27 protein-coding genes are annotated in these 26,918 nt (G+C 45.9%); 10 read left to right on the top strand and 17 right to left on the bottom strand.

Annotated features, from left to right (window positions below):
- The first annotated feature begins 11 nt into the window (after positions 1-11).
- Positions 12-1,025, top strand: a complete 1,014-nt coding sequence (locus tag OCU74_RS13360; RefSeq protein ID WP_087481270.1) for a LacI family DNA-binding transcriptional regulator — start codon at positions 12-14, stop codon at positions 1,023-1,025.
- Positions 1,026-1,176: 151 nt separating this feature from the next.
- Here OCU74_RS13360 and OCU74_RS13355 read toward each other — a convergent pair whose 3' ends face one another.
- From OCU74_RS13355 to nadC, 15 genes are all read right to left on the bottom strand, one after another.
- A complete protein-coding gene (locus OCU74_RS13355) occupies positions 1,177-1,659 on the bottom strand; it encodes a DoxX family protein (protein WP_087481271.1) in 483 nt (160 codons plus the stop codon).
- A 9-nt stretch (positions 1,660-1,668) separates the two neighbouring features.
- Entirely contained in the window at positions 1,669-2,418 is a 750-nt protein-coding gene (locus OCU74_RS13350) for an HvfC/BufC family peptide modification chaperone (RefSeq protein WP_087481272.1), read from the bottom strand.
- A complete protein-coding gene (gene bufB, locus OCU74_RS13345) occupies positions 2,402-3,319 on the bottom strand; it encodes an MNIO family bufferin maturase (RefSeq protein WP_087481273.1) in 918 nt (305 codons plus the stop codon). Before bufB ends, OCU74_RS13350 begins: the two co-directional genes overlap by 17 nt.
- Positions 3,320-3,333: 14 nt before the next feature.
- On the bottom strand, positions 3,334-3,609 hold the full coding sequence (locus OCU74_RS13340) for a BufA1 family periplasmic bufferin-type metallophore (protein ID WP_087481274.1): 276 nt from the start codon (positions 3,607-3,609) through the stop codon (positions 3,334-3,336).
- Positions 3,610-3,694: 85 nt separating this feature from the next.
- Complete coding sequence (locus tag OCU74_RS13335) at positions 3,695-3,886, bottom strand: zf-HC2 domain-containing protein (protein ID WP_200807734.1); 192 nt, start codon at positions 3,884-3,886, stop codon at positions 3,695-3,697.
- Positions 3,883-4,512, bottom strand: coding sequence for an RNA polymerase factor sigma-70 (locus tag OCU74_RS13330; protein WP_087481275.1), 630 nt, complete (start codon positions 4,510-4,512; stop codon positions 3,883-3,885). Before OCU74_RS13330 ends, OCU74_RS13335 begins: the two co-directional genes overlap by 4 nt.
- 253 nt (positions 4,513-4,765) lie before the next feature.
- A complete protein-coding gene (gene yacG, locus OCU74_RS13325; protein WP_087481276.1) occupies positions 4,766-4,969 on the bottom strand; it encodes a DNA gyrase inhibitor YacG in 204 nt (67 codons plus the stop codon).
- Positions 4,970-4,982: 13 nt separating this feature from the next.
- Complete coding sequence (gene zapD, locus OCU74_RS13320; RefSeq protein WP_087481277.1) at positions 4,983-5,723, bottom strand: cell division protein ZapD; 741 nt, start codon at positions 5,721-5,723, stop codon at positions 4,983-4,985.
- A gap of 32 nt (positions 5,724-5,755) precedes the next feature.
- The gene (gene coaE / locus OCU74_RS13315) at positions 5,756-6,364 is read right to left on the bottom strand and encodes a dephospho-CoA kinase (RefSeq protein WP_087481278.1); all 609 of its coding nucleotides are present in this window, start codon (positions 6,362-6,364) and stop codon (positions 5,756-5,758) included.
- A gap of 1 nt (position 6,365) precedes the next feature.
- Positions 6,366-7,238 carry a prepilin peptidase gene (locus tag OCU74_RS13310; RefSeq protein WP_087481279.1) on the bottom strand — a complete coding sequence of 291 codons (873 nt, stop codon included), beginning with the start codon at positions 7,236-7,238 and terminating at the stop codon, positions 6,366-6,368.
- Between the two features lie 70 nt (positions 7,239-7,308).
- Complete coding sequence (locus OCU74_RS13305; protein ID WP_087481280.1) at positions 7,309-8,532, bottom strand: type II secretion system F family protein; 1,224 nt, start codon at positions 8,530-8,532, stop codon at positions 7,309-7,311.
- On the bottom strand, positions 8,532-10,271 hold the full coding sequence (locus OCU74_RS13300; RefSeq protein ID WP_159457426.1) for a GspE/PulE family protein: 1,740 nt from the start codon (positions 10,269-10,271) through the stop codon (positions 8,532-8,534). Before OCU74_RS13300 ends, OCU74_RS13305 begins: the two co-directional genes overlap by 1 nt.
- 26 nt (positions 10,272-10,297) lie before the next feature.
- Positions 10,298-10,741, bottom strand: coding sequence for a pilin (locus OCU74_RS13295; protein ID WP_087481282.1), 444 nt, complete (start codon positions 10,739-10,741; stop codon positions 10,298-10,300).
- A gap of 173 nt (positions 10,742-10,914) precedes the next feature.
- Positions 10,915-11,481 carry a hypothetical protein gene (locus OCU74_RS13290; RefSeq protein WP_143693214.1) on the bottom strand — a complete coding sequence of 189 codons (567 nt, stop codon included), beginning with the start codon at positions 11,479-11,481 and terminating at the stop codon, positions 10,915-10,917.
- A gap of 140 nt (positions 11,482-11,621) precedes the next feature.
- The gene (nadC, locus tag OCU74_RS13285) at positions 11,622-12,512 is read right to left on the bottom strand and encodes a carboxylating nicotinate-nucleotide diphosphorylase (protein ID WP_087481284.1); all 891 of its coding nucleotides are present in this window, start codon (positions 12,510-12,512) and stop codon (positions 11,622-11,624) included.
- Positions 12,513-12,660: 148 nt separating this feature from the next.
- On the opposite strand from nadC, the gene ampD reads away from it, so the two are divergent.
- Positions 12,661-13,206 (top strand): 1,6-anhydro-N-acetylmuramyl-L-alanine amidase AmpD, encoded by a 546-nt coding sequence (ampD, locus tag OCU74_RS13280; RefSeq protein ID WP_087481285.1) that lies wholly within the window; start codon positions 12,661-12,663, stop codon positions 13,204-13,206.
- Positions 13,207-13,223: 17 nt separating this feature from the next.
- Here the strand turns inward: ampD and fldB are convergent, their stop codons facing one another.
- Positions 13,224-13,742: a flavodoxin FldB gene (fldB, locus tag OCU74_RS13275; protein WP_087481286.1), complete on the bottom strand. Its 519-nt coding sequence runs from the start codon at positions 13,740-13,742 to the stop codon at positions 13,224-13,226.
- Between the two features lie 182 nt (positions 13,743-13,924).
- Here fldB and xerD point away from each other — a divergent pair, with 182 nt between their 5' ends.
- From xerD to lpdA, 8 genes are all read left to right on the top strand, one after another.
- Positions 13,925-14,833, top strand: coding sequence for a site-specific tyrosine recombinase XerD (xerD, locus tag OCU74_RS13270; RefSeq protein ID WP_087481287.1), 909 nt, complete (start codon positions 13,925-13,927; stop codon positions 14,831-14,833).
- Between the two features lie 14 nt (positions 14,834-14,847).
- Positions 14,848-15,582: a bifunctional protein-disulfide isomerase/oxidoreductase DsbC gene (gene dsbC / locus OCU74_RS13265; protein WP_087481288.1), complete on the top strand. Its 735-nt coding sequence runs from the start codon at positions 14,848-14,850 to the stop codon at positions 15,580-15,582.
- Positions 15,583-15,720: 138 nt separating this feature from the next.
- Positions 15,721-17,460: a single-stranded-DNA-specific exonuclease RecJ gene (recJ, locus tag OCU74_RS13260; protein WP_087481289.1), complete on the top strand. Its 1,740-nt coding sequence runs from the start codon at positions 15,721-15,723 to the stop codon at positions 17,458-17,460.
- A gap of 108 nt (positions 17,461-17,568) precedes the next feature.
- Positions 17,569-18,459, top strand: a complete 891-nt coding sequence (locus tag OCU74_RS13255; protein WP_087481290.1) for an EamA family transporter — start codon at positions 17,569-17,571, stop codon at positions 18,457-18,459.
- A gap of 323 nt (positions 18,460-18,782) precedes the next feature.
- Positions 18,783-19,553 carry a pyruvate dehydrogenase complex transcriptional repressor PdhR gene (gene pdhR, locus OCU74_RS13250; RefSeq protein WP_087481291.1) on the top strand — a complete coding sequence of 257 codons (771 nt, stop codon included), beginning with the start codon at positions 18,783-18,785 and terminating at the stop codon, positions 19,551-19,553.
- Positions 19,554-19,619: 66 nt separating this feature from the next.
- Positions 19,620-22,280 carry a pyruvate dehydrogenase (acetyl-transferring), homodimeric type gene (gene aceE / locus OCU74_RS13245; RefSeq protein WP_087481292.1) on the top strand — a complete coding sequence of 887 codons (2,661 nt, stop codon included), beginning with the start codon at positions 19,620-19,622 and terminating at the stop codon, positions 22,278-22,280.
- Positions 22,281-22,296: 16 nt separating this feature from the next.
- Positions 22,297-24,165, top strand: coding sequence for a pyruvate dehydrogenase complex dihydrolipoyllysine-residue acetyltransferase (gene aceF / locus OCU74_RS13240; protein ID WP_087481293.1), 1,869 nt, complete (start codon positions 22,297-22,299; stop codon positions 24,163-24,165).
- Between the two features lie 244 nt (positions 24,166-24,409).
- Complete coding sequence (gene lpdA, locus OCU74_RS13235; RefSeq protein WP_087481294.1) at positions 24,410-25,834, top strand: dihydrolipoyl dehydrogenase; 1,425 nt, start codon at positions 24,410-24,412, stop codon at positions 25,832-25,834.
- Between the two features lie 134 nt (positions 25,835-25,968).
- Here the strand turns inward: lpdA and OCU74_RS13230 are convergent, their stop codons facing one another.
- On the bottom strand, positions 25,969-26,589 hold the full coding sequence (locus OCU74_RS13230) for a LuxR/HapR/OpaR family quorum-sensing transcriptional regulator (RefSeq protein ID WP_087481295.1): 621 nt from the start codon (positions 26,587-26,589) through the stop codon (positions 25,969-25,971).
- Positions 26,590-26,918 lie beyond the last annotated feature (329 nt).

Raw genomic sequence — 26,918 nt, 5'->3', positions numbered from 1 at the left:
TAGGGGAGTATATGGCAACGATAGCTGACGTGTGTAAAGAGGCTGGAGTTTCCTCAGCAACAGTATCGAGGGTTCTCAATGGTACCGGTCAGGTATCTCCAAAGACCAGAGATCGCGTATTTACAGCTATCAATAAACTTGGATATACACCAAATACTCTTGCCCGAGCGCTGGCAACCAATAAGACCAATACTATTGGTCTTATTGTTCCTGGTTATGACGGATCTTATTACGGGACAATGCTAAACCAAGCAGCGGAACAGTGTGAACAGGCGGGGAAGCAGATTTTTGTGACTGATGGACGTTATGACTCCAGACGGGAAAAAGAGGCCATCCTGATGCTGTCTGGCCGTCGTTGTGATGGCATTATTTTATACAGTCGTACGATATCAGAAGAGACCATGCTAGAGCTGAAACGAACGATTGATGTCCCTCTGGTCACTATCGGCCGAAACTTTTCCGATGAGAGACTTCCATGTGTGATATTTGATCAATTCAATGCGGGTTATACAATCACTAAACATCTATTAAGCCTTGGTCATCGTGATATTGCCTGTATCACTGGAACCATGAATACTCTAACAGCACAAGAACGCTTGGCCGGCTACCGGGAAGCATTAACCGAATTTGGTATACCATATCGCCCGGAGCTTGTTGAATCAGGCCATTATCATTTTTTAGGAGGATATCAGGCATGTCAGACGATCATGGCTCGGAACGTGAAATTTACTGCGATTTTTTCTTGTAGTGATGAAATGGCTATCGGTGTAGAAAAAGCGTTATTTGAAAGTGGATTATCCATCCCTGAACAGATATCTGTGGTTGGTATTGATAACTCGGGTATGTCGAACTATGCGCATGTGCCGTTGACAACAATTGATATTCCGATCAAAGAGATGATGCGTAAAGTGGTCGAAATAACACTGGATATGATTCATTCACCCGATGCAATCCATGGTGAAACCCGTTTCGTTGGAGAGTTAATTGAACGCAGCTCTTCTGCCCCACTTATAGAAGAGTTCTAATCCCAACGTTGTACCGTTGCTTGAAAAGTAATTCTGAAAGCGTGACAAACGATATTTATTTGTTCATCAATAGATTTCAAAGAAATGGGTCTGAATCGGGGCTCCTAAGCCCCTGAAATATCGTGTGGTTTCATAGGATTGTATTACCGTATTATTTCTCTGCTCCAGTTTTCCGGGACTGTAGTAAATGATCCAGTGATATTGCCCCTGCACCTCTATAGAGAATCCAGGCACTCAATGCCAGCCAGGTGGCATGAGTTGGGTAAGCATCGGGGTAGACAAAAATCTGAATGACCAGTGTCATGCCAAATATTCCCAGAGCTGCTAAACGAGTCATGAATCCGGTGAGTAGTAGTAAAGAAAGCAGGTGTTCGGCAATTGTGGCGAGGTAAGCCGCTAACACGTAAGAAATGATTGGCAGATTGTATTCATACTCAAATAGAACAAATGTGCTGTCTTTAATGACCGGCCACCCCAGTTGAATCGGGCCGGAAATAAAATTGAAAGCAAACCCTTCAATTTTTGTTTGCCCGGATAACCAGAATATCGCAGCCAGACCAAAACGGCTCAGGAATAATATGACCGATTCTGTCCACGGGGAGTCGGATATTTTCTTCAGCAGTTGAAATAACATAACAGGCTCCTATTGCGGCAGAATGTCCCGGATGATGGGTTTTTGTAGTAATGTTGAAAATAAGGCCGGAAATTGAGATTCCTCAACGTGTTGGCTGGCTTGCTCCAGAGTTTCTCCTTGCTGTAGTTGCAAAAGCAGATGGAATTCATCAGCGGAGAGCCGGTAGCAGTGACCATAGTGATCTTTCTTGGTCAGAAGCAGGTATTCACTCTCATCCCATTGAATATCCTTGAGTGCCAGTTCTGAGTCTGGCTGATGTGCTTCGTAAATTGAACCGACAGCATAAGATGTCTGCCATAGCCGACAGGGTTCGGTCAGTTGCCAGGATGATTGAGTTGGATCGGCAATGTTTTCCAGACGTTGCTGAATTTCGGTAATAGAGAGCACGGGTATATCCGCGGCATGAGTAAATTGCAGTAACTGATATTCAAGCTGAGCCAGTTCACCGAAATAAGGTAATGAAGAGAGTTGAGGAATCTGGTGGGAAAACCCGGCAAAGTTTTCTCCATACTCGCTCAATATTGGGGAAGCTGGCGGATGATTCTGGATAAAATGTCCGGCCAGCATTCGGAAAAAATCCTCTCCGACAACCATCTTACAAACCGGATAGATCTCTTCCAGAGCTTCAGTTAGCGAGTGGTAGACATTATTTCTGTAAACCGCGAAACGTGCCTGTTTTTCGGCTTCTGATGTGGCTTCGATTTGTGGCAGTACATCATCGCTGTGCATCAGAATCGACTGACTAAATTGCTGCTGCATGATTCGGTGCCTCCGGTTTTTGATAGGGGCGAAGTTGAGAGCGAATCTGATCGGCCATATCTGCCTGATGTTGCAGGACTGCCAGTTCCGGTAGTTGTCCGTCCCATTCAATTAAAGTTGGCGTGTCACCCCATTGCTGCAATGTATAGCGGTAGAGTTGCCAGACATCCTCAGTTACCTCCCGATCATGAGCATCGATTCGGAGCGGCACAGTTCCGTTTTGATCAACTGCATATCCGGCCAGGTGGATCTGCCTGACAGAGTGACCCGGAAAGTGTTCAATATAGTGGTAAGGATCCTGCTGGTGATTAAAACAGGAGACTGCAACGTTATTGACATCCAGTAACAACTGACATCCGGTGCGTCGTACGATTGCTGAGACAAATTCCAGTTCATCCATCGTACTTTCTTTAAAGCGCAGATAGGTAGATGGGTTTTCCAGCAGCATTGGGCGTTTCAGGCGTTCCTGAACCTGCTCAATATGTTCACAGACCTGATGCAGTGTTTCTTGCGTATAAGGTAACGGCAGCAAATCGTTAAAAAAATGACTGAAATGGCTGGACCAGGCCAAGTGTTCGGAAAAAAACACCGGTTCAATCCACTCTACTAACTGTGCCACTTTCTCTAAATGTGTCAGATTCAGCGGTGACTCTCCACCGATTGATAGTCCGACTCCGTGGACGGTTACTGGATAGTGTTCCCGGATTTTTTCCAGATAGTGGCGGGTTGGGCCTCCTGCTGAAAGATAGTTTTCGGCATGGATTTCAAAAAAGCCGACAGGTGGTTTTTCTTCCAGAATGGCCTGATAGTAACAGGGTTTTAAGCTGATACCACTCAGGAGCGGAAAGCCCGAAGACGTTTGCACGTCTTCGGTGGATGTTGTTGGTCGAAGCTGAGTCATAGATAAAGTCCGACTTAGAATGCTTCGAGTTGCCCGTGCCCTGTCGGTGATGTTTCTGATTTCATCTCCGCACAGGTACCTTTAGGAACAAACTTCCAGGCATTTCCCTGATAGTCTGTTTTTGACGTACCGGCACAGGAAGTTCCCGGACCTGCTTTGCAGTCATTTTGCCCTGCAAGTGCTACACCAAAGCATTTTTCTTTACTGGCGGCCTGAGCCGGGAGTGTTGCAGCAGAAAGTGCAACGGCAGTTGTCAGAGCTAAAGCAAGAGACGTTTTTGACGCATTCATAGTGTTTCCTCACTAGTGTGTTGTTTAATTTCCCTTATTCGACGGACGAACCGGGATGGTTATTACACAAAAAATGAAAAAAAATTTATTCTTCTTTATCTTTGAGATCGGCTTTCATGTAATGCTTTGATAATAAACGAATATCATCCATCTGCGTTCCGAATCGGCGACAGCCTGTACAGATGGCAACATGCATGCGAAGCGCTAATTTTTCTTTGGTGGTCAGCGAGCGATCCATTCGTTCGGAGAGAAGGCGGGTGGCCTGTTTGCAGTTCATGATAACTCCTCCGATAAATACCAGTTGTTTTCCAGGCATTCCCGGAGTCTGAGTCGGGCACGATAGAGAGTGACATTCAGATGACTGACGGAGATTTCCTCATTGGTGCAAATCTCAGGTGTTTCCAGCTCAAGAAACTCCCGCATCATAAACAATCGGCCGTAGCGTTCCGGCAGAGCATTCAGACAAGTATCGAAAACCCGCCAGAAATGCTCGTTTTCAATACCGCTATCCGGCTGTTGCCATTTCACCGGACGCTCATGTTTATACCAGTGACCATGATCATCAAACAGTTTTTCCATTAGCGCATCTCCCTGAGAACACTCACCGGTTTCAAGCTGACTAGCGGCTGTTGTCCGTTTTTCTTTTCTCAGTAAATCGATAAGCTTGTTCTTGAGTATGGCAAAAATCCAGGTTTTCAGGGCGGCCTGTTTTTCAAATTTATCAATATGTTGATAGGCTGAAATCATCGCTTCCTGAACTGCATCCTCAGCCAGTTGTTCATCCTGAACCTGTAATATGGCAAATTTCAGCATCTGTTGTCTCAACGGTTGGATAAAGCTCTCGTCATAAAAGAGATGTTGTGAAAACGAATCCGGTTGAACTTCTGAATCGGCTAATGTCATTCAATGTCTCAGTAAAAAGTATTTTTTTCATTTTAGACGAAACCGAAGCCAATTCCTTACTGTGTATTTACGTTTTATTGGCGGGGTGATGTGACCTGTATCCAATTCTTAGGATTATGTCTGAGCAAAATCTAACCGACTTCGGTGGTATTTTCAGCAATTGAAGCAAATTGATAACAGTTGAGGTGAGTTGATAGTGAAGAAAAAGTGTTGGCCTGATATGAGTTCCGCTCTATTCAGAGCGGAGAGGAGATTAATTGTCGTAATCTTCAGACCAGCCATCGGCATCGGACATATCTGGTGCACCGGGGATGGTATTTTCTTCATTTGCCCAAGTGCCGAAATCGATCATCTGACATTTTTTGCTACAAAATGGCCGGAAAGGACTCTGTTCCCCCCAGACAACGGATGCACCGCATTGTGGGCATTGAACGGTAGTGATTTTCTGATTCGTCATAATTTCTGTACTTCTAGCAGCAGACGGCCAACTCGAACTGAATATCGCGAGAGCAGGCCTGATTGGTTTCAAATTCAATAAATTTGATCGCAAAACGGTTTTTGTGTCCTGAGATCATCGGATAAACTCCATATTCTAACGGGATCATCAGGCGCAGGATATTAGCTTCTTCAGCATCACTCTGATAAAAGCCCGACTTTGCCGTGTAACCCCGGTACTGGCCGGTTTCCCGGGCAAGTTTCAGCCATAGATTCAGCGCGGAAGAGAGTGGTGTCAGGGTTTGCATCCATGTCTGAGCGTCCTGCTGCTTTTGCTCTGCTGGTGTGTGTAGCCAGTAATGAAGTGCGGGCAGATCAAAGCAGCATGAACCACCGGGCAGATTGAAGCGTTGACGAACTGATATTAAAAAACGGTCTTCTTTCAATGTCACACCGAACCGTTCAGCATTCATCAGGTTTGAATGGACTTCATCCACCTCCCGGAGTAATGCCAGCAATGTGTTTTGATCCACACCATCAACATTTAACCAATTCCGGTACATAATCCGTTGTTTCTCGATATCTTTGGCAAGTTCGCTACGGAGCTGAATTTGCTCAAATATATCCAGCAGGTCGAACAGCGCGCGGAAGAAAAGCTGATACTGATCATTATCATGAAACCGGGAGGCTCGGTGAAGCTGGGCCAGCAGTGCTTCAACTCTCAGATAGATACGAGTCTTTTCATTCAGAGGATGTTCGAATTGGTGGGTAGTCATTTAGCCAGCCTTTATTTCAGTCCGCTCTATTCTCACAAATTTCTGCCGCTCATGGCTAGATACTTTTGGTGCAATTCTGTGATTTGAGACAAAAGTTTCTGGTTTACTGCATTATTGTTAATCACATCATCAGCCACTGCAAGACGCTCTGCTCTTGTCGCCTGGGCGGAAAGAATATTCTGGGCATGCTGACGGCTGATTCCATCACGGGTCATGGTTCGCTGGATTTGCGTTTCTTCATCAACATCGACGACTAATATCCTGTCAGTCATAGACTGAAGCTGGTTTTCAACCAACAAAGGAATAACCAGTAAAGTGTAGGGAGAGGAGGTTTGTGCCAGATCAGTCTGCATTTTTTGCCGGATCATCGGGTGAAGGAGCTGATTTAGCCATGATTTTTCACGCTGATCGGCAAAGATAATCTCTCTCAGACGTGAGCGGTTTAATGTCCCGTCATCATTGAGTATTTCCTGACCGAAGTGGGTTGTAATAGCGGCTAAACCCGGAGATCCTTTTTCAACGACCTGACGGGCAACCACATCTGCATCAATAATATCGATAGAAAAATTCTGATGGAATAAATCCGCTACAGTTGTTTTACCACTGGATATGCCTCCGGTCAGACCGACAACAAATGCCATATTATGCTCCTAACACGATTGATGTATACCAGCTCATAATCTGTTCTCCCCAAAGCAGGCAACCCCATCCGGCAATAGCTAAAGATGGACCGAATGGAAAGGTCCGGTTTCCTTCTTTTTTTATCAGTAGTAGTGTGATACCTAAAATAACGCCAATCACCGAGGAAATTAAAATGACCATCGGTAAAGTCTGCCAGCCAATCCAGGCTCCAAGGGCTGAAAGATATTTAAAGTCACCATAGCCCATTCCTTCTTTTTTAGTCAGCAGTTTAAACACCCAATAGACCGACCAGAGTGATAAATAACCGGCTACAGCGCCAATGACGGCATCCTGTAAATCTACCGGACTGATATGACTCAACGACAGCAATAATCCAAGCCAAATCAGGGGAATGGTCAGCGAATCCGGGAGCAGCATACGGTTCAAATCGATAAAAGCTGCGGCGATGCTTACATAGGTAAAGAGAAGTAGTGCGGCAGTATAGAGCGTGATACCGCCATGAATTGCAATTGTGCAACTGGTCAGGGCGGTGAGTAATTCCACCAAAGGATACTGAACTGATATCCGGTTTTTACAGTCGGCACATTTACCCCTGAGGAGTAACCAGCCGAATAACGGAATGTTATGCCAGGGACGAATCGGATGGTGGCAATGCGGACAAAACGAGGCCGGCAGACTTAATGTTACATTTTCTTCCGGAGGCGGTGGCGGGATATTGTATTCCGGGAATGTGTCAGCAATCTCTTGTTTCCAGCCGGCAATCATCATTTGTGGTAAACGATAGATCACGACGTTCAGAAAACTACCGATAATCAACCCGAACAGGGAGACTAAAACGGGAAATAACCAGGGATAAGTAAAAAATGCATCCATTCAACTGCGCTCAATTTAATTCGGTAGCCCGGCCATGGCGGGATTATTCGGTATAGCGATTGTTATTATACTATCCCATCACCTGCATTAAGTTAAAGACAGGTAAATACATTGCGATGACTAATCCGCCGACTAGCCCGCCAAGCAATAGGATAAGCAGGGGTTCGAGTAATTCACCAAGCTGTTCGATTAACTGGTCGACATCGTGTTCGTACTGTGTTGCAACTTTTGTCAGTACCTGACCTAAAGTTCCGGATTCTTCTCCGATCAATACCATTTGTGTCACGAACTCCGGGAAACAGTGACTATTCTGTATCGCTGCATGTAAGCTGCTTCCCGCAGAAACCTGTTCCAGAATGTTTTCCAGTGCCGTCTGATACACGAGAGAACCAGCAATGTTCCGGGCACTTTTCAGACTATCCAGCAAGGGAATACCACAATCATAGCAGGTTGCCAGAGTGCGACAACAGCGAATCATAATGGCTTTGGTCCTCAAGGTACCGAATAGCGGGATTTTTAGCAGGAGAATATCTGTGACCGATGGGATGAGGATGAAACGATGACTGAAAGTCTTTAGCAGGAATATGCTTGTGGCCGTGAACCAGATAATCCGTGTTCCCCAGATCTGCAACAGACCGGCCAGATTCAACACTTGGCGGGTCAGCCAGGGCAACTCGGCGTGCATGTGCTGAAACATCCCGGCAAATTCAGGGATAACCTTAGTCAGCATCAGAATAGTGAGCGAAACAGCACTCAGTAGAACAATGAGCGGGTAGGTTGCTGCTTTCAGTATCTTTGCCCGGAGAAGTGCCTTTTTTTCCCGATAGTCGGCGATTTGAGCTAGTGTTTCAGCTATCTTCCCGGACATTTCTCCGGCATGAAGCATGTCACCATACAGGCCATGGAAGGCTGATGAACTTTGTTTGAGAGCATCGGTGACAGAAGAGCCATTCATCAGTGCATGGTGGGTATATAACAGAATGACTTTGCCTCCGAAACGCGGAAACTGTGTTGCAATCAGAAGTAATGCCTGAACGATCGGGAGACCTGCGTTCAGCATGATCGCCAGTTGTTGAATGATGTGAGTGATATCCTGAGATCGGGCCCGGTTGAGGAACCGGGTCAATCGTGTTGGCGGATTCGGGCGAATGAGATGAATTGAGGTTAGATTCTGTTGTAGCTGTCGGAAAGCTTCTTCCTGAGAAAAAGCCCAAACATGTCCGGATCTGCGTTGTTGGTCTGTCCGGTTTCCTTTCCAGTAATAGCGCTGAAGTTCCGGTACTGGGCGCGGCATTATGCTTTTCCCTCCTGACTGGTGTGATGTTCATCGCTTGCTGACATTGTGGAATGAGAGGATGGTGATCCTAGTACCCGAACAACTTCTTCATAGGAAGTGATTCCCAGATGAACGCTATTGAGTCCTTCATACCACAGTCTATCTGTAGCATGATATTCTGCCGACTGCGTCCCCCTACCCGGCAGATTATATGAATGAACTTGCTTAAGATCCGACAATTGTTCAGGGAGAAGCAACTCGAAGATACTGAACCGTCCCTGATATCCGGCAACACAGGCATGGCAGCCCTGAACCGAAGCCTGATATAGATGTCCTTTGTTGAAAATGGGCCAGTGATGGACGAGTTCCTGAGCTGGTTCGGCTGCTATTTTGCAGCGGGGACAAAGTTTACGTAGCAGACGCTGAGCCACAATAAGGCGAATGGTCGGCAGAACATGGTATGGTTCCAGCCCCATCTGTAATAGTCTGGTCAGTGCTTCCCGTGCTGAGTTGGTATGGAGTGTTGATAGAACAAGATGCCCCGTCTGGGCAGCCCGGAAGGCGATATCTGCTGTCTCCGGATCGCGTATCTCTCCAATCATCAGAATGTCCGGATCTTGTCTCAGCATCGCTCTGAGAATGTGGCTGAATGTGAGTCCGATTTTTTCATTAATCTGGGTTTGGTTGACACCGGAGAGGACAATTTCTACCGGATCCTCTACTGTCGAGATATTGCGGGAATCGTCATTGAGCCAGGTCAGTGCAGAATAAAGGGTTACTGTTTTACCGCTACCGGTTGGGCCGGTAATCAGGATCATGCCTTGAGGGTTCTGGATTGCCTGCATAAATGCATGATACTGATGCTCAGAAAAGCCCAGCCGATCAGGATGTAGTTTCATGCGGTGGCTGTTGAGTAGCCGAAGGACAATTTTTTCTCCCCATTGGGTCGGTAGTGTGGATATTCTGAGATCTAAATCTGTTGGTAATAACTGATTGATTTTTATCCGGCCATCCTGTGGTAACCGGCGCTCTGCAATATTCAGATTTGCCAGTACTTTGAGCCGTGAAGCAAGTCTGCGACTAACCTTATTGGATGGCGTATGAGTGGTGAGTAGTAATCCGTTGATTCTCATCCGGATACGATAGGTTGTCTCATAAGGCTCAAAGTGAATATCGGAAGCGTTTCTCTGGTACGCTTCCTGAATCAGTTGCAGGATGAATTGTGTCACGGGAGCGTCGTTCGGCTGCTCATTCTCTGTCAGGTGATATTCGCTTTCTTCCTGAACGACATATTCGTCCAGACGATTCTGTGCGGGAAGGCTGGCACCGGCTTTGTAATCTGACTCATATTGTTTTATCGCCGCCTGTAACTGTTCTGCGTTAGCGACAACAACATCAATATTGAGTCCGGTTGCAAACTGAAAATCTTCCTGAAGATGAGGGATGGTTGGATCGCCGACTGCGAGTGTCAGCCATTCATTCTGAATGGTTATCGGCAGAGCCAGGTAGAGGATCATTAAATCACTGACATCCAGTTGCCGGCAGGTGTCCGTATAAGGATGATCATTGATATCGATCTGCCTCATCTTGAAATGTTGGGCAATAAAATCTGCAAGTTGCCGGGCTGTTATTAACTGAGAATCCAACAGAACCGGGAGCGCTGAAGCGGAATGATCCCTGCATCGCTCGTCAATCATGGTGAATTGTTCTGGTGTCAGATGGTGCTCTGACTGTAAGCGCTGAAGTAATACACTCATATCTGAGTCTCTGCGGTTGAAGCTTGTTATCCGATCATGCCTTTCAGGCAGCCTTTGATATGTTCTGCGGCATTCTGAACGCATTGCCACCCGGTTGTCGGGTTTTTACGCCACTGTACTTTCTTCCCGGAGACAGAAGTGGTGGTATTGAATTCGAACTCCAGTACACCCTGATCAGCTGTCTCGGTATCCGGAATAAGCGATAGTGTTCCGAGAGAACTCATTGTGGCGCTGGCTCCGATATCACTCAGGCCCGTTGCGGGAGGAAACCTACCGTTTTCCTGAATGAATAGATCGATATTGGTTGTCAGAGCACTGGTTGTACTGACACCAGCGGTCACTTCTGATTTCTGGATGTAGTTCTGGTAAGCCGGTACGGCAATGGAAGACAGTACACCGATGATTGTGACGACAATCATCAACTCAACCAGGGTAAAACCTTGCTGTGGAATAACAGTCCGTGAGGGCATAAGAGATCTCCGTTGTTGGATGAACGGAGAACATCATAATCAGGTACAGAGTTATGGAAATTGGTGCTCACCCTGAATACGGTAGAGTTCCGGGAACCTCATTTCTGTCAGACAAATAAATCTCAGAATATTTCGACGGAGTTAGCAGTTGAGTCAGATGCTCTGATTAATATTTAATCTCTGGACCACTCATACTCACAGGCATCGAAATGCTTTTTCGTACAGAAATAGTGTTTGTTTTGCTGGATAAACTGATCTTTTTTCAGAAATGTCAGTGCCCAGTGACTCGGCTGAAAATTCACAGACCGATGATTAAATGTGATAGTCAAAGGGGGAGGAGAAGAGATGACCTGACGAAAAGACAGTTCATGGCCATTTTCGTTACAGATGAGCGGAAACTGTTTTTGCTCTTTGTCGTCGTTCACGGTTGCTGTGTATGACTGCTGTGGTGTGCACGATTGTTTGAATATCGTGAACAGATCAAACCGGTTATCCAGCGTCAGAGACGTAAATATAACGGCCTGCTGAAAAGGGTAAACTTTGCGAAACAGTAATTGATGAGTATCAGTGGTCCGGGTCACCTGTACACCGCCAATGTCATACCATTCCCAGTCCATTTCTTTGTTCAGCCAGGTCAGTAGGTAATGGGAAGTCAGCCACAGGCCGGAGATGATAATAAGCAGGAACAACAGGAAAACTTTCGTTTTAACAGAGCGAAACAGAGATTTGAAATTTATCATATCGGTTTTGATTTTTATCTGGCATCAGTTCGGAATAAACACATTGACTGAATAGACACAATCCGTGTGTCAGCGTTCAGAATTTTTCTTCCTTTTCTGAGATGACGATCATCGCCGGAGCGACTATCCCGAAGCGGGCTTTACCCCTGAAAACGCATTGAGAGATCAAGTGCCTGAATATGCTTGGTGAGTGCACCGACAGAAATATAGTCAACACCAGTCATGGCATAGTCACGAATCGTTTCCAGAGTTACATTCCCGGATGTTTCCAGTGCTGCTCTGCCGGCATTGATACGAACGGCTTCTCTCATCATGTCACAGTTGAAATTATCCAGCATAATAATATCGGCACCGGCTTCTATAGCCTGTTGTAGCTCTTCGAGAGATTCGGTTTCAACTTCGACCGGTTTGCCGGGGTTCAGCTGTTTTGCTGTCCGGATCGCTGCTGCGATACCGCCGCAGGCAATGATATGATTTTCTTTAATCAGATAGGCATCGAAAACACCGATACGATGATTAAATCCACCGCCGCATGTGACCGCATATTTCAGAGCGTTACGCAGGCCGGGAACGGTTTTGCGTGTATCTAACAGGCGGCATTGTGTTCCCTGAAGCATGGCAACATACTGCGCTGTTTTGGATGCACAACCGGACAATGTCTGAATGAAGTTCATAGCATTCCGTTCACCGGTCAGCAAAATCCGGGATGGCCCGCTAAGCGTACACAAAGTTTGGTTTGGTTCGACGACATCACCGTCCTGCACATGCCACTCGATGGTGACGGTGCCACCTAGTTGCTGAAACACTTCATCAGCCCACGCCTGACCACAGAACACGCCGGCTTCCCGGGTAATGATTGTCGCGGTATTGTGCTGTTCAGCCGGAATGAGACTGGCTGTAATATCTGCGGCCGGATCAACTGTTCCACCCAAATCTTCATGAAGGGTTTCCCTGACGGCCCGGGTAATGTCGAGAGGCAGTTGTTGTTTGAGGTAATTCAGGCGTTCCTGACTGTTATGGCTGTTTTTCATCGACTGTCTTTTGCTGTTGAGTACATATTATAAAAGTAAATCAGATGCGGCATGATACGCTGACCGAAAACGAAATTCAGCCATTGATCTCGAATTTCCTGTATATCAGGGTAAAATTCCGGGTAAAAGAAGCGAGAAGGTGAAAGTGATGATCGATCAGGATGGATGGTATAGTGAGGCTCAGCGTGTCATTTCTCCATATTATGATGCACGGGAGAGCCCGGATGATATCTCTTTGCTGGTGATTCACAACATCAGCCTGCCACCGGGACAGTTCGGCGGTCCTTATATTGAACAGCTGTTTCAGGGGCAACTCCGGGCAGAACAGCATCCTTTTTTTCAGGTGATTGCTCATTTTCAGGTTTCGGCTCATTGTCTGATCCGGCGTGATGGTCATGTGATTCAGTTTGTTTCTTTTCTGGACCGGGCATGGCACGCTGGTGTTTCTTCATTTGCCGGACGGAAACGGTGTAATGATTATGCGATTGGTATTGAACTGGAAGGGACTGAATTTACAGCTTACACCGATGAACAGTATCAGTCTCTGGCTGCTTTAACGCAGGAAATTCTAGAACGTTATCCACATATTACCCGTGAACGTATTACCGGGCATCAGTTCATTGCGCCGCTCCGGAAAACCGATCCCGGATTAACGTTCGACTGGCGGCGCTACCGGAACATGCTGAAAGGATAATCTGAAAGCTGTATGCCCTATAGCGCATCATGGTATTCGATCAGAATTTGCTCGCACCAGTTTGCGATGCGCTCATCACTCAGTTCGTATTGAGAGTCTTCATCCAGAGCCAGACCGACAAAATAGCGACCATCTTCAGTGAGTGCTTTGGATGCATCGAACTGGTAGCCTTCATTGGGCCAGTATCCGATAAAATGAACACCACAGCTTTTCAGCTCATCATGCAGAAGTCCCATCGCGTCGAGATACCACTCGCCGTATCCTTCCTGATCACCTAACCCGTAAAGTGCAACATATTTTCCCTGCAAATCAGGTTGCTGGATTTGATCCCAGATGGCTTGCCAGTCTTCCTGAATTTCACCGAAATCCCAGGTTGATATCCCCAGAATGAGCAAGTCATAGTCTTGCATCCGTGATAGTGGTGTTTCTTTCACGTTATATATGTCTACTAAATCTTCACCAATCACTGCCCGTATTTTCTCTGCCGCCATTTCGGTGTAACAGGTGGTTGAACCGTAGAAAAGACCAATCTTCATAAGGAATATTCCAGCAAATCAATGCTTACCATCGTATCAAAGGTTGTCGGATTCTAACGCTATCCCCTGATGAGCTCAAGATGAGTGGTGCGCGATAAAATTGATCAGTTTTTGGCATTGGCGCTTCTGTCTGCATATGATTCTGTGATATTAAGAACTCTTGAACGAAAGTGAGGCCGAGAGTGACAGAGATTTTTGCAGCCGATCAGCGCTGGGTTGAACAGTTTTTAGATGCGATGTGGATGGAGCGTGGTTTGTCGGAAAACACGCTGGTTTCCTATCGTCATGATTTGGAAAAACTGTTGCGCTGGATGCTGGAAAACAACTGTCGGCTGGAATCCGTTCTGACGTCTGAACTACAGGCGTTTCAGTCCTGGTTGGTTGATCAAAATTATAAACAGACCTCCCGGGCCAGAATGCTTTCTGCGATTCGACGTTTATTTCAGTACCTGAATCGTGAAAAGATCAGAGCGGATGATCCGAGTGCTTTACTGGTGACCCCGAAGTTACCCAAACGTTTACCGAAAGATTTGAGTGAAGCCCAGGTTGAAGCCTTACTGGATGCACCAAATCCTGAAGATCCGGTCGAGTTACGTGATAAGGCAATGCTGGAACTCCTGTATGCGACCGGATTACGGGTAACGGAACTGGTGACGCTGACGATGGAGAATATCAGTCTGAGGCAGGGGGTTGTCCGGGTATTCGGAAAAGGTGGTAAAGAAAGACTGGTGCCAATGGGAGAAAATGCTATTGACTGGATTCAGACGTTCTTGCAGCAGGGAAGAGGTATTCTGTTGGGTGAGCATTCATCCGATGTGTTGTTTCCCAGCCGTAGATCCCGTCAGATGACCCGTCAGACATTCTGGCACCGGATAAAATATTACGCACTTCAGGCTGGAATCGATACGGAACTGTTGTCTCCTCATGTGCTACGACATGCATTTGCAACTCATTTACTGAACTATGGTGCAGATCTCAGAGTCGTACAGATGTTATTGGGACATAGTGACTTATCGACAACGCAAATTTATACTCACGTGGCGACTGAAAGATTAAAACAGCTCCACAACGAACATCATCCAAGGGCTTAAGTAAGGTGACAATGATGCGCGCAATTCGCGAATTAGTTTTATTGGGTTTGGTATTTTTCTCTATGGCAGCCTCTGCTGCAGATTCATTTGATAAACAGGAATTGACGCAGCGGTTTAAGTCGCTGGGCTTGACCGTGAAGGATATTGTCCCTTCTGAAGTAGACGGTCTGCTGGAGATTCAGACTTCTAACGGGATATTGTTTTCTTCTCCGAAAGGGGACTACTTTATTGCCGGAACGTTGTATAAACTGAAAGGCAACGGTCAGTATGAAGATGTCATTGCCAAGCGTCAGGCACCGATTAATGCCAAACGAATTGAACAGCTGAAAGATCAGATGATCGAGTATAAAGCTGACAATGAAAAATATGTTGTGACGGTATTTACGGATATTACCTGTGGCTACTGTATTCGTCTGCATAGTCAGTTGAAAGGATATAATGATCTGGGCATTACGATCCGCTATCTGGCATTCCCACGTCAGGGACCGAATGGTCAGGTTGCAGAGCAGATGGCGGCAATCTGGTGTTCCGATGATCCGGCTAAATCGCTCAGCGATGCTAAAATGCAAAGGGATATTGTGCGGCCTGATGGCGATATCGGGAAGTGCAAAAAGCAGGTGGCCAATCATTATCAGCTTGGCAGAGAGCTGGGAGTCAGCGGTACCCCGGCGATTTTCCTGCCAAACGGAGAAATGGTCGGCGGATATCTGCCGCCGGAAAAATTGCTGGAACGTTTAAAAGCAATTTAATGACTGCCGCAGCAGAGTTGACGTAATTCTGCCGCCGGAAATTCAGACTTGGCCCGATAGATATCGGGCCATTTGTTTCTTACAACTATTTGTTTCTCACAAGTAAGTGCAAACCACAAAGGCCAGTGTGTCCAAACGATGATTGAAATAAAAAGAAGACCGGAAGCGGATATTTCCCTGCTCCCGGACAGTATTCCTCCTATTTTGAGACGCCTGTATATTGGCCGTGGTGTTCGGCACATCGACCAACTGGAAAAAAGTGCCAAAGCTTTACATAGTTACCAGCTACTTGATGGGATTGAGCGGGCGATAGAGCTTCTGTTTGATGCGATACAGCGTCAGCAGCGGATCATTGTTGTCGGTGACTTCGATGCAGACGGTGCAACCAGTTCGGCATTATCTGTACTGGCACTGCGAATGCTGGGAAGCCAGCAAGTCGATTATCTGGTGCCGAACCGTTTTGATGATGGTTATGGTTTAAGCCCGGAAGTGGTTGATCAGGCACTGGCGATGAATGCAGAAGTGATCATGACGGTAGATAATGGCGTTTCTTCGATTGAAGGTGTTCGTTATGCCAAACAGCAGGGATTGACTGTTATTGTCACTGATCACCATTTGCCCGGAAATGTATTACCTGAAGCCGATGCGATGGTTAATCCGAATTTGCCCAGTTGTAATTTCCCTTCAAAATCACTGGCCGGTGTCGGGGTTGCGTTTTATATCATGATGGCGCTTTGTGTATACATGCGCCGTCAAAACTGGTTTGAACTTCACGGTGTGCCAGAGCCGAAACTGATGGAACTGCTGGACTTGGTGGCTCTGGGAACTGTCGCCGATGTGGTGCCGTTGGATGAGAATAACCGGGTTCTGGTTCATCAAGGGCTTCAGCGGATTCGGGCCGGTCAGGTTCGTCCCGGTATTCAGGCATTGATCGAAGTCGCTAAACGGGATGCGCGGAATCTGGTTGCGGCTGATTTCGGTTTTGCACTAGGGCCGAGAATTAATGCTGCAGGCCGGTTGGATGATATGTCCTTTGGTGTTGAATTGCTGTTGTGTAACAACATTCATGCAGCCCGGAGAATGGCCAGTGAACTGGATGCTCTGAATCAGACCCGAAAAGAAATCGAATCGGGAATGAAGCAGGAAGCCGTGGCATTTTGCGAGCGGCTGAAACTGGGAGAAGGGCATGAGCTGCCTTTTGGTATTTCATTGTTTCAGCGGGACTGGCATCAGGGGGTTATTGGTATTCTGGCTTCCCGGATCAAAGAATCTTACCACCGCCCAGTCATTGCTTTTGCCGATGCCGGAGATGGTTTGCTCAAAGGTTCCTGCCGTTCGATTCCCGGCTTACATATGCGGGATACGCTGGATCTGATTGATACGCAGCATCCCGGTCTGATCCTGAAATTTGGCGGACATGCGATGGCTGCCGGATTATCGATCCGGGAAAGTGATTTTGAGCATTTTTCCCGTCAGTTTGATCAGGTTATACGCGATACGATTGACGAGACTGCGCTGAGAGGTGTTCTTTTGTCTGACGGAGAACTGCTGCCGGAAGAGTTTTCTATGTATACCGCAGAAACGATCCGGTCCGGAGGTCCTTGGGGACAGGCATTCCCGGAGCCACTTTTTGACGGCGAGTTTAAAGTGTTACACCAGAAGCTGGTAGGAGAAAAACACCTGAAGTTGATGCTTGAGCCACTTTATCAGGGTCACGCCAGCCACAAAATGATCGATGCGATTGCCTTTAATGTGGATGTGCGTCGCTGGCCTGATCTTTCGGTTAAAACGGTCCATATTGCTTATAAGCTCGATATTAATGAGTTTCGTGGTAATCAGTCACTGCAACTGATCGTGGATTATATTGAAGCTTGTTAGATTAGAATCTGTAATAGCCAAATTTGATAAAGTTCTCATTATTTTGGGTGACTGTTTTCAGACTTGCTGATAAGTTGTTAAAGACTTATTGCAAATTCTGGAGAACTCATGGGCTTAAAAAGTATTGTTTGTGCACTATCTGTTGTCCTGATATGGGGGCTGAACTTTTCTGTCATTAAGTTTGGATTAGAAGAGCTACCTCCGATTCTTTTTTCCGGATTACGTTTTCTGATTGTTGCCATCCCGGCAGTGTTTATTGTTCCTTTCCCTAAGACTTCCGTCTGGAATGTTATTGGTGTCGGTGTATTTCTGGGAGTGCTTAAGTTCAGCTTTCTGTTTGTTGCCATGAAGGCCGATGCTTCCGCCGGGATATCTTCTCTGCTATTGCAGGCTCAGGTGATTTTTACCATTTTGTTTAGCGCTTTATTTTTTAAAGAGAAAACAAACAGATACCAGTTTGCCGGTATTGTGATGGCATGTTTGGGTTTTAGTCTGTTTATCATTACATCGAACGGTAATATCACATCTAACGGTCTGATAATGCTTTTGTTTGCGGCGTTATTCTGGGCGATTTCAAATCTGATTATGAAAAGGACCGGAGATGTTAATTTACTTCATTTCATGGTCTGGGTGAGTTTAATTCCACCAATCCCACTATTTATCCTCTCTTTCCTGTTCGAAAACCGGGATCCTATCGGTTTACTGATGGCAACATCTGAAAAATCATGGCTTTCTGTTATCTATGTTGGTTATATCTCCACGCTGGTCGCATTTGCTATATGGGGATGGCTGCTCAGAAGTCATCATGCAGCAACGGTGACTCCGTTTGCACTGCTGATTCCGATTGTTGGCATTATCAGTTCAAATCTTCTGCTGGATGAAACGCTCACAACACTGGAAACTTTCGGGACAATTTTTATTTTACTGGGGCTATTTACCTCTGTGTTTGGTCAGCGGATGTTTAGATTCCTTACCTTGAATAACCGCAGCGCTCTGTAATGACTACTTTTGGGACAGCTATGTTGCTGTCCCAAACCCCGATAATTCTTGCCGAATTTTACCTCAGAAATATCTGAAGCACATTTCTATTGCACTACGAATGTATTGGTCGGAGGTGATGAAATGATCATCTTATGTCACCGTATTTATTAGCAATTATGAATAAATATTGTTGCAAGTATGTTGAATTGTGATGCGTTCAATGATTTCGGTCAAATTTTATCTGGACAGCGAAGTTTTTAGTATGTTAATTTCTGCACCAGTTGGAAATTGGTATTACCAATTAACTAAACATTAGAATATTACATAGAAGAATAATAAGTATGGCCTATCAAAGGATTCGTCAGCCAAAACTTGCCGATGTAATAGAGCAGGAATTGGAACGGCTGATTGTCGAAGGAATACTGGCTCCTGGGCAGCAACTTCCTCCTGAGCGAGAACTTGCCCGGCAGTTTGATGTATCCCGCCCATCAGTTCGTGAAGCCATTCAACGCCTTGAAGCCAAGCGTTTGCTGACTCGCCGTCAGGGTGGAGGAACATTCGTCACCGAAAACATCGGGACGAGTTTTTCGGATCCTTTGCTGAATTTATTGTCTAGCCATTCTGAAACTCAATTAGATTTGCTTGAAGCCCGTCATGCTCTGGAAGGGATTTCAGCTTATTTTGCAGCACTGCGCGGTACAGAAGAAGATTTCGCCCGAATTCAGGCATGTCTGGAAAAAATCAGTGAAAAACAAGCAGAAAAAAATATCGCTGAAGAATCATCCAGTGTCGTTGAATTTTTAATAGCGCTGACCGAGGCCGCCCACAATGTTGTCCTGCTACATATTGTCCGTAGTCTGGCCCCGCTGCTTGAGCAAAATGTATTACAGAATTTCAAACTATTACACCGCCGCCCTGAAGTGGTGGAGAAAGTGAGTAAACATAGGGCAAGTATCGTAGATGCTATCGTTTCCGGGGAACCTGAAAAAGCTCGTGAAATGTCGCATTCTCATCTCGCCTATATTGAAGAAACACTGCTTGATTTGACGCGTGAACAGACTCGCCGAGAACGTTCGTTACGCCGGATTCAGCAGGGTAATAAGCCTGACTGATTTATTTTTATCGAATAGACCTTATTACTGATTTGTTTTGATCAAACCAACAAAAGGAAAGATCGCATGTCTGACATGAAGCATGACGTAGATGCACTGGAAACCCAGGAGTGGTTGGAAGCTCTTGAATCAGTTGTCCGTGAAGAAGGCGTTGAACGTGCTCAGTTCCTCTTAGAAGAAGTTCTGGAGAAAGCACGTCTCGATGGCGTCGATATGCCAACAGGTGTTACAACTAATTATATCAACACGATCCCTGCCGACCAAGAACCAGCCTATCCGGGCGACACGACACTTGAGCGCCGTATCCGGTCAATCATTCGCTGGAACGCAATTATGATCGTTCTTCGGGCCTCGAAGAAAGATCTGGAATTGGGTGGCCACATGGCTTCATTCCAATCTTCTGCTGCGTTTTATGAAACATGCTTTAACCATTTCTTCCGTGCGCCAAACGAGAAAGATGGTGGCGATCTGGTTTACTATCAGGGTCATATCTCTCCAGGGGTTTATTCCCGTGCTTTTGTTGAAGGCCGTTTAACTGAAGAACAACTGGATAACTTCCGTCAGGAAGTTGATGGAAAAGGCATCCCGTCTTATCCTCACCCGAAACTCATGCCTGAATTCTGGCAATTCCCGACCGTATCAATGGGACTTGGCCCTATTTCTGCTATTTATCAGGCCCGTTTCCTGAAATACCTTGACGGTCGTGGATTAAAAGATACCTCTGAGCAGCGTGTCTATGCCTTCCTGGGTGACGGTGAAATGGATGAGCCGGAATCACGTGGTGCAATCTCTTTTGCTGCCCGTGAAAAACTGAATAACTTATGTTTCCTGATCAACTGTAACCTGCAACGTCTGGATGGACCGGTTATGGGTAACGGTAAGATCATTCAGGAACTTGAAGGCCTGTTCAGAGGCGCTGGCTGGAATGTAGTCAAAGTCATCTGGGGGAACAACTGGGATTCCCTGCTGGCAAAAGATACTTCCGGCAAACTGCTACAACTGATGAATGAAACCGTTGACGGTGACTATCAGACATTTAAGTCAAAAGACGGTGCTTATGTTCGTGAGCATTTCTTCGGTAAATATCCTGAAACGGCAGCACTGGTTGCAGATATGACCGATGACGAAATCTTCGCGCTTAAGCGTGGTGGTCATGATACGTCTAAATTGTTTGCTGCATTTAAAAATGCTCAGGACACTAAAGATCGTCCGACCGTCATTCTTGCCAAAACCGTAAAAGGTTATGGTATGGGTGATGCGGCTGAAGGTAAAAACATTGCGCACCAGGTTAAGAAAATGGACATGACTCATGTTCAGAAAATGCGTGATCGTTTAGGCCTGCAGGATCTGATTTCAGATGAAGATGTGAAGTCTCTGCCTTATCTGAAACTTGAAGAAGGTTCAAAAGAGTACGAGTATCTGCATGCTCGCCGTAAAGCTCTACATGGTTACACACCTCAGCGTTTACCGAAGTTTTCTCAGGAATTTGTAACCCCAGAACTGGAAGAATTCAAACCACTTCTGGAAGAACAGAAACGTGATATTTCTTCAACGATGGCATTCGTTCGTACACTGAACATTCTGTTGAAAGACAAGAATATCGGTAAGAATATCGTGCCAATCATTGCCGATGAAGCACGTACCTTTGGTATGGAAGGTCTGTTCCGTCAAATCGGTATCTATAACCCACATGGTCAGACATATACACCGGAAGACCGTGGTGTGGTTTCTTACTATAAAGAAGACACTTCCGGCCAGGTTCTGCAAGAAGGGATCAACGAGCTGGGTGCAATGTCATCCTGGGTTGCTGCTGCGACATCATACAGCACTAACAATCTACCGATGATTCCGTTCTACATCTATTACTCGATGTTCGGTTTCCAACGTGTCGGTGATATGGCATGGATGGCGGGTGATCAACAGGCACGTGGTTTCTTGCTGGGTGGTACAGCCGGTCGTACAACGCTTAATGGTGAAGGTCTGCAACACGAAGATGGTCACAGCCATATTCAGGCAGGAACCATTCCAAACTGTATTTCATACGATCCGACATTTGCTTATGAAGTTGCTGTCATCGTTCAGGACGGTATCCGCCGGATGTATGGTGAACAGGAAAATGTTTACTACTACCTCACTCTGATGAACGAAAACTATGCAATGCCTGCGATGCCTGAAGGGGCAGAAGAAGGCATCCGTAAAGGGATCTACAAGCTGGAAACTCATGCGGGCAGCAAAGGTAAAGTTCAGTTGATGAGCTCCGGAACTATCATGAATGAAGTCCGTAAAGCGGCTGTCATTCTGAGCGAAGAGTACGGCATTGCTTCTGACGTCTTCTCTGTCACTTCATTTAATGAACTGGCGCGTGATGGTCAGGCATGTGATCGTGACAACATGCTTCATCCTGAAGCGGAAGCAAAAGTTCCTTATATCAGTTCTGTCATGGGTTCTGAGCCTGCAATTGCAGCAACAGACTACATGAAGAATTATGCCGAACAGGTTCGCGCATTTGTTCCTGCTGAATCTTATAAAGTTTTGGGTACCGATGGTTTCGGTCGTTCTGACAGCCGTGAAAACCTGCGTCGTCACTTTGAAGTGAATGCCGATTATGTTGTCGTTGCTGCACTGAATGAACTGGCAAAACGTGGTGATATCGAGAAATCAGTTGTGACAGCAGCGATTAAGAAATTTGATATCGATACAGAAAAAACAAACCCGCTATACGCTTAATTGAGGTAGGAAAACAATGACAATCGAAATTAATGTACCTGATATTGGTGCGGATGAGGTTGAAGTCACTGAGATTCTGGTAAGCGTTGGTGACAAAGTTGAAGAAGAACAATCCCTGATTACCGTTGAAGGTGACAAAGCTTCTATGGAAGTGCCTGCACCTCAGGGCGGGATTGTGAAAGAGATTAAAATTAATGTCGGAGATAAAGTCTCTACCGACTCTCTGATTATGATCTTTGAAGGCGAAGGTGCAGCAGCGGCTGCACCGGCACCTGCCGCAGAAGCTGCACCAGCTCCGGCTGCAACTGTAGCTGCTGAACTGAAAGAAGTTTGCGTACCGGATATCGGTGGTGATGAAGTTGAAGTCACCGAAATTATGGTTGCTGTAGGTGACTCTGTTGCTGAAGAGCAGTCTCTGCTGACAGTTGAAGGCGACAAAGCTTCTATGGAAGTTCCGGCACCATTTGCCGGTACGGTTAAAGAGATCAAAGTTGCTGCGGGTGACAAGGTGTCAACCAGCTCTCTGATCATGATTTTCGAAGTTGCAGGCTCCGGCGCTGCTCCAGCAGCACCTGTTGCCGAAGCTCCAGCGGCTCCTGCAGCATCAGCACTTCAGGAAGTCAACGTACCGGATATCGGTGGTGATGAAGTTGAAGTGACCGAAGTGATGGTTGCTGTCGGCGACTCTGTCACCGAAGAGCAGTCTCTGATCACCGTTGAAGGTGATAAGGCTTCAATGGAAGTTCCCGCACCATTTGCCGGTACGGTTAAAGAGATCAAAGTGAAAGTGGGTGATAAAGTGTCAACCAGCTCTTTGATCATGATCTTTGAAGTTGCCGGAGCAGCGCCTGCAGCTGCGCCAGCACAAGCACAAACCGCTGCACCAAAAGCAGAAGCTGCAAAACCAGCCGCTTCAGCAGCTGCGCCTGCTGCAACGGGTGACTTCCAGGAAAATAACGAGTATGCCCACGCTTCACCGGTTGTTCGTCGTCTGGCACGTGAATTTGGTGTCAATCTGGCAAAAGTGAAGGGAACTGGTCGTAAGAGCCGTATCCTGAAAGAAGACGTGCAGAACTTTGTAAAAGAAGCTCTGAAACGTCTGGAATCTGGTGCAGCTTCCGGTAAAGGTGACGGTAGTGCTTTGGGACTGTTGCCATGGCCGAAAGTGGACTTCAGCAAATTTGGTGAAACTGAAGTTAAGCCATTATCGCGGATTAAGAAGATCTCTGGTGCTAACCTAGCCCGTAACTGGGTCATGATCCCTCACGTGACGCAGTGGGATAATGCTGATATCACTGAGCTGGAAGCATTCCGTAAAGAACAGAATGCTATCGAAGCGAAGAAAGATAACGGTATGAAGATTACGCCTCTTGTTTTCATTATGAAAGCTGCGGCGAAAGCACTGGAAGCCTTCCCTTCATTCAACGCTTCTCTGTCTGAAGACGGTGAAAGCCTGATTATGAAGAAGTATGTCAACATCGGAATTGCGGTTGATACGCCGAATGGTCTGGTGGTTCCTGTCTTTAAAGATGTGAACACGAAAGGGATCTATGAGCTTTCTGAAGAATTGATGGCAGTTTCCAAGAAAGCACGTGCAGGTAAACTGACGGCTGCGGATATGCAAGGCGGTTGTTTCACGATTTCCAGTCTTGGTGGTATCGGTGGAACTGCATTTACACCGATTGTGAATGCGCCTGAAGTTGCAATTCTGGGTGTTTCTAAGTCTGAAATGAAACCTGTATGGAATGGCAAGGACTTTGTTCCTCGTCTGCAACTTCCACTTTCTCTGTCTTACGATCACCGGGTGATCGATGGGGCAGAAGGGGCACGTTTCATCAGTTATCTGAATGGTTGCCTGAGCGACATCCGTCGTTTGGTACTGTAATCTGGTGTAATGAAAGGCGGCTTGATAGCCGCCTTAATCGATAGAATCAAAGGGCAATTTAACCTGAAATGTTATTCTCGGGTTTTAATTGTTGACTGGCTCACAGGCTTTGGGGTTTATCTTTTCATATCATTAACATCTCTGTAAACTGAGCAAGTTTTAGGATTCGTTCCGCACATGTTTTTAGACGTATGTTTTTGAAGCCCCGTTAGCCTGTAAGGGATAATGACTACAAGAGGTCAAAATGAGCAAAGAAATCAAAGCCCAGGTGGTTGTGCTGGGTGCAGGTCCTGCTGGTTACTCCGCTGCTTTCCGTTGTGCAGACTTAGGTCTGGATACTGTAATTATTGAGCGCTACAGCACTCTGGGTGGTGTATGCCTGAACGTCGGCTGTATTCCATCTAAAGCACTTTTGCACGTTGCCAAAGTGATTGAAGAAGCGAAAGCATTAGCAAAGCACGGCATCGTTTTTGGTGAACCATCAACAGATATTGACAAGATTCGCCTGTGGAAAGAAAAAGTTATCAATCAGTTGACTGGCGGCCTGAGCGGCATGGCAAAGATGCGTAAAGTCAACGTGGTGAATGGTTTTGGTAAGTTTACCAGCCCGAACAGTATTGAAGTTGAAGGTGACGACGGCAAAACAGTCATCAACTTCGATAACGCTATCATTGCGGCAGGTTCTCGTCCGATTGAATTGCCGTTTATCCCACATGAAGATCCTCGTATCTGGGATTCAACCGATGCACTGGAGCTAAAAGAAGTTCCGGGGAAAATGCTGATTATGGGTGGTGGTATTATCGGTCTTGAAATGGGGACTGTTTACCATGCGCTCGGATCACAGATCGATGTGGTTGAAATGTTTGATCAGGTGATTCCTGCGGCAGATAAAGATATCGTTAAAGTCTTCACTAAACGTATCAAAGACAAGTTCAGTCTGATGCTGGAGACCAAAGTGACCGCTGTTGAAGCGAAAGAAGATGGCATCTATGTTTCAATGGAAGGTAAAAATGCACCTGCCGAAGCAGAACGTTATGATGCTGTTCTGGTTGCTATCGGTCGTACACCGAACGGTAAGTTAATCGATGCTGAGAAATCGGGTGTTGAAGTTGATGAGCGCGGCTTTATCAATGTTGATAAACAGATGCGCACCAATATTCCTCATATCTTTGCTATCGGTGATATTGTTGGTCAGCCAATGCTGGCACACAAAGGTGTTCATGAAGGGCACGTTGCCGCAGAGGTGATTGCCGGTAAGAAACACTACTTCGATCCGAAAGTGATCCCATCGATTGCTTATACTGAGCCAGAAGTTGCATGGGTTGGTAAAACAGAGAAAGAAGCAAAAGCTGAAGGCATCAACTATGAAGTTGCGACTTTCCCTTGGGCCGCTTCTGGTCGTGCAATTGCTTCTGACTGCTCAGATGGTATGACGAAGATGATCTTTGATAAAGATACACACCGGGTTATTGGTGGTGCGATTGTCGGTACCAATGGTGGTGAATTGCTGGGTGAAATCGGCCTGGCGATTGAAATGGGTTGTGATGCTGAAGATTTAGCGTTGACGATTCACGCTCACCCGACATTGCATGAGTCAGTCGGTCTGGCTGCTGAAGTTTTTGAAGGAACCATTACGGATCTGCCAAACGCAAAAGCGAAAAAGAAATAATGGATTGATATCCACAAAAAAACCGCTGCACTGGCAGCGGTTTTTTTATCTCTGAAATCCTGACTCATTTTTTACTGAAACGAACACACTTTTCAGCCGAACACGAAGAGAAAGAATTTCAGTGATTAGCTATTTTAAGCCCGGCGGTTGTTATAAATACACAACATATCCAGATAGCTATTGACCAAAGCGTCGATTTCTTTTGGATCCTGCAGGCGGTTGACCTGAACAAACAGGGAATAGAAGATTCCGAGGAACAGAGTGACCAAATGCTCCGGATCATAATGCTCGCTGACATCGCCACGTTCGATTGCATTCACAAACATATTTTTCACCAGCAGGCGGTTGGTATGGTTGGTTGACACAAACAGCGGCCAGACTTCATCACGGGTTGATGCACTCCATTCGAACCACACTTTCAACCAATGACAATCTTCAAAGACCAGTTTTGTCATTTTATGGGTGAGGTGATAGAGATTATCTTTGATGTAGCTGTCTACATCGATGTTATCTGCCAGGAAGTTTGAAAACTGATGAACGACATGAGTCAGAACATCATCTACAAGATCTTCTCTGGTTGGGAAATAATTGAAAACAGTAGCGACAGATACCTGAGCAATTTCTGCGATATCTGCATGTCCGCCACGACCAATTCCTCGTTTTGCAAAAACTTCAAGTGCAATTTCCATCAGCTGAAGTTTACGTTTCTGAGGTGATAATCGTGTACGAGGGCGTTTTTCTATTGAAGCGTCCATAGTTTTTTCCTTGCCAATTACGTTGAATGAATATGTGTTCTAATGATTATTTTATTATTTTGTGTTCGGTATATGAGTGTAATGGTGCATATGATTCAGGTCAATTCTTTATATGAAGTTTTTGTGCAGTGGCTCAAGTATCACAAATGATACATATCAATTATATTAGTGATAATTATCCTGAAGGTATGTCATTCTTTTATAGCTGAATTTTGTTCAGCATCATAAAGTGATAATTATAATACTGAATTCATACTTTTGCCTGTTATAGAAGCAGTTGAATTCCTGTGATGGTCTTTGCTGCGGTTTGAGGCGTGTTTAACTCTGTT

The organism is Vibrio mangrovi (genome assembly GCF_024346955.1).
GTDB classification, from domain to species: domain Bacteria; phylum Pseudomonadota; class Gammaproteobacteria; order Enterobacterales; family Vibrionaceae; genus Vibrio; species Vibrio mangrovi.
This window is presented reverse-complemented; position numbering and strand designations above follow the sequence as displayed.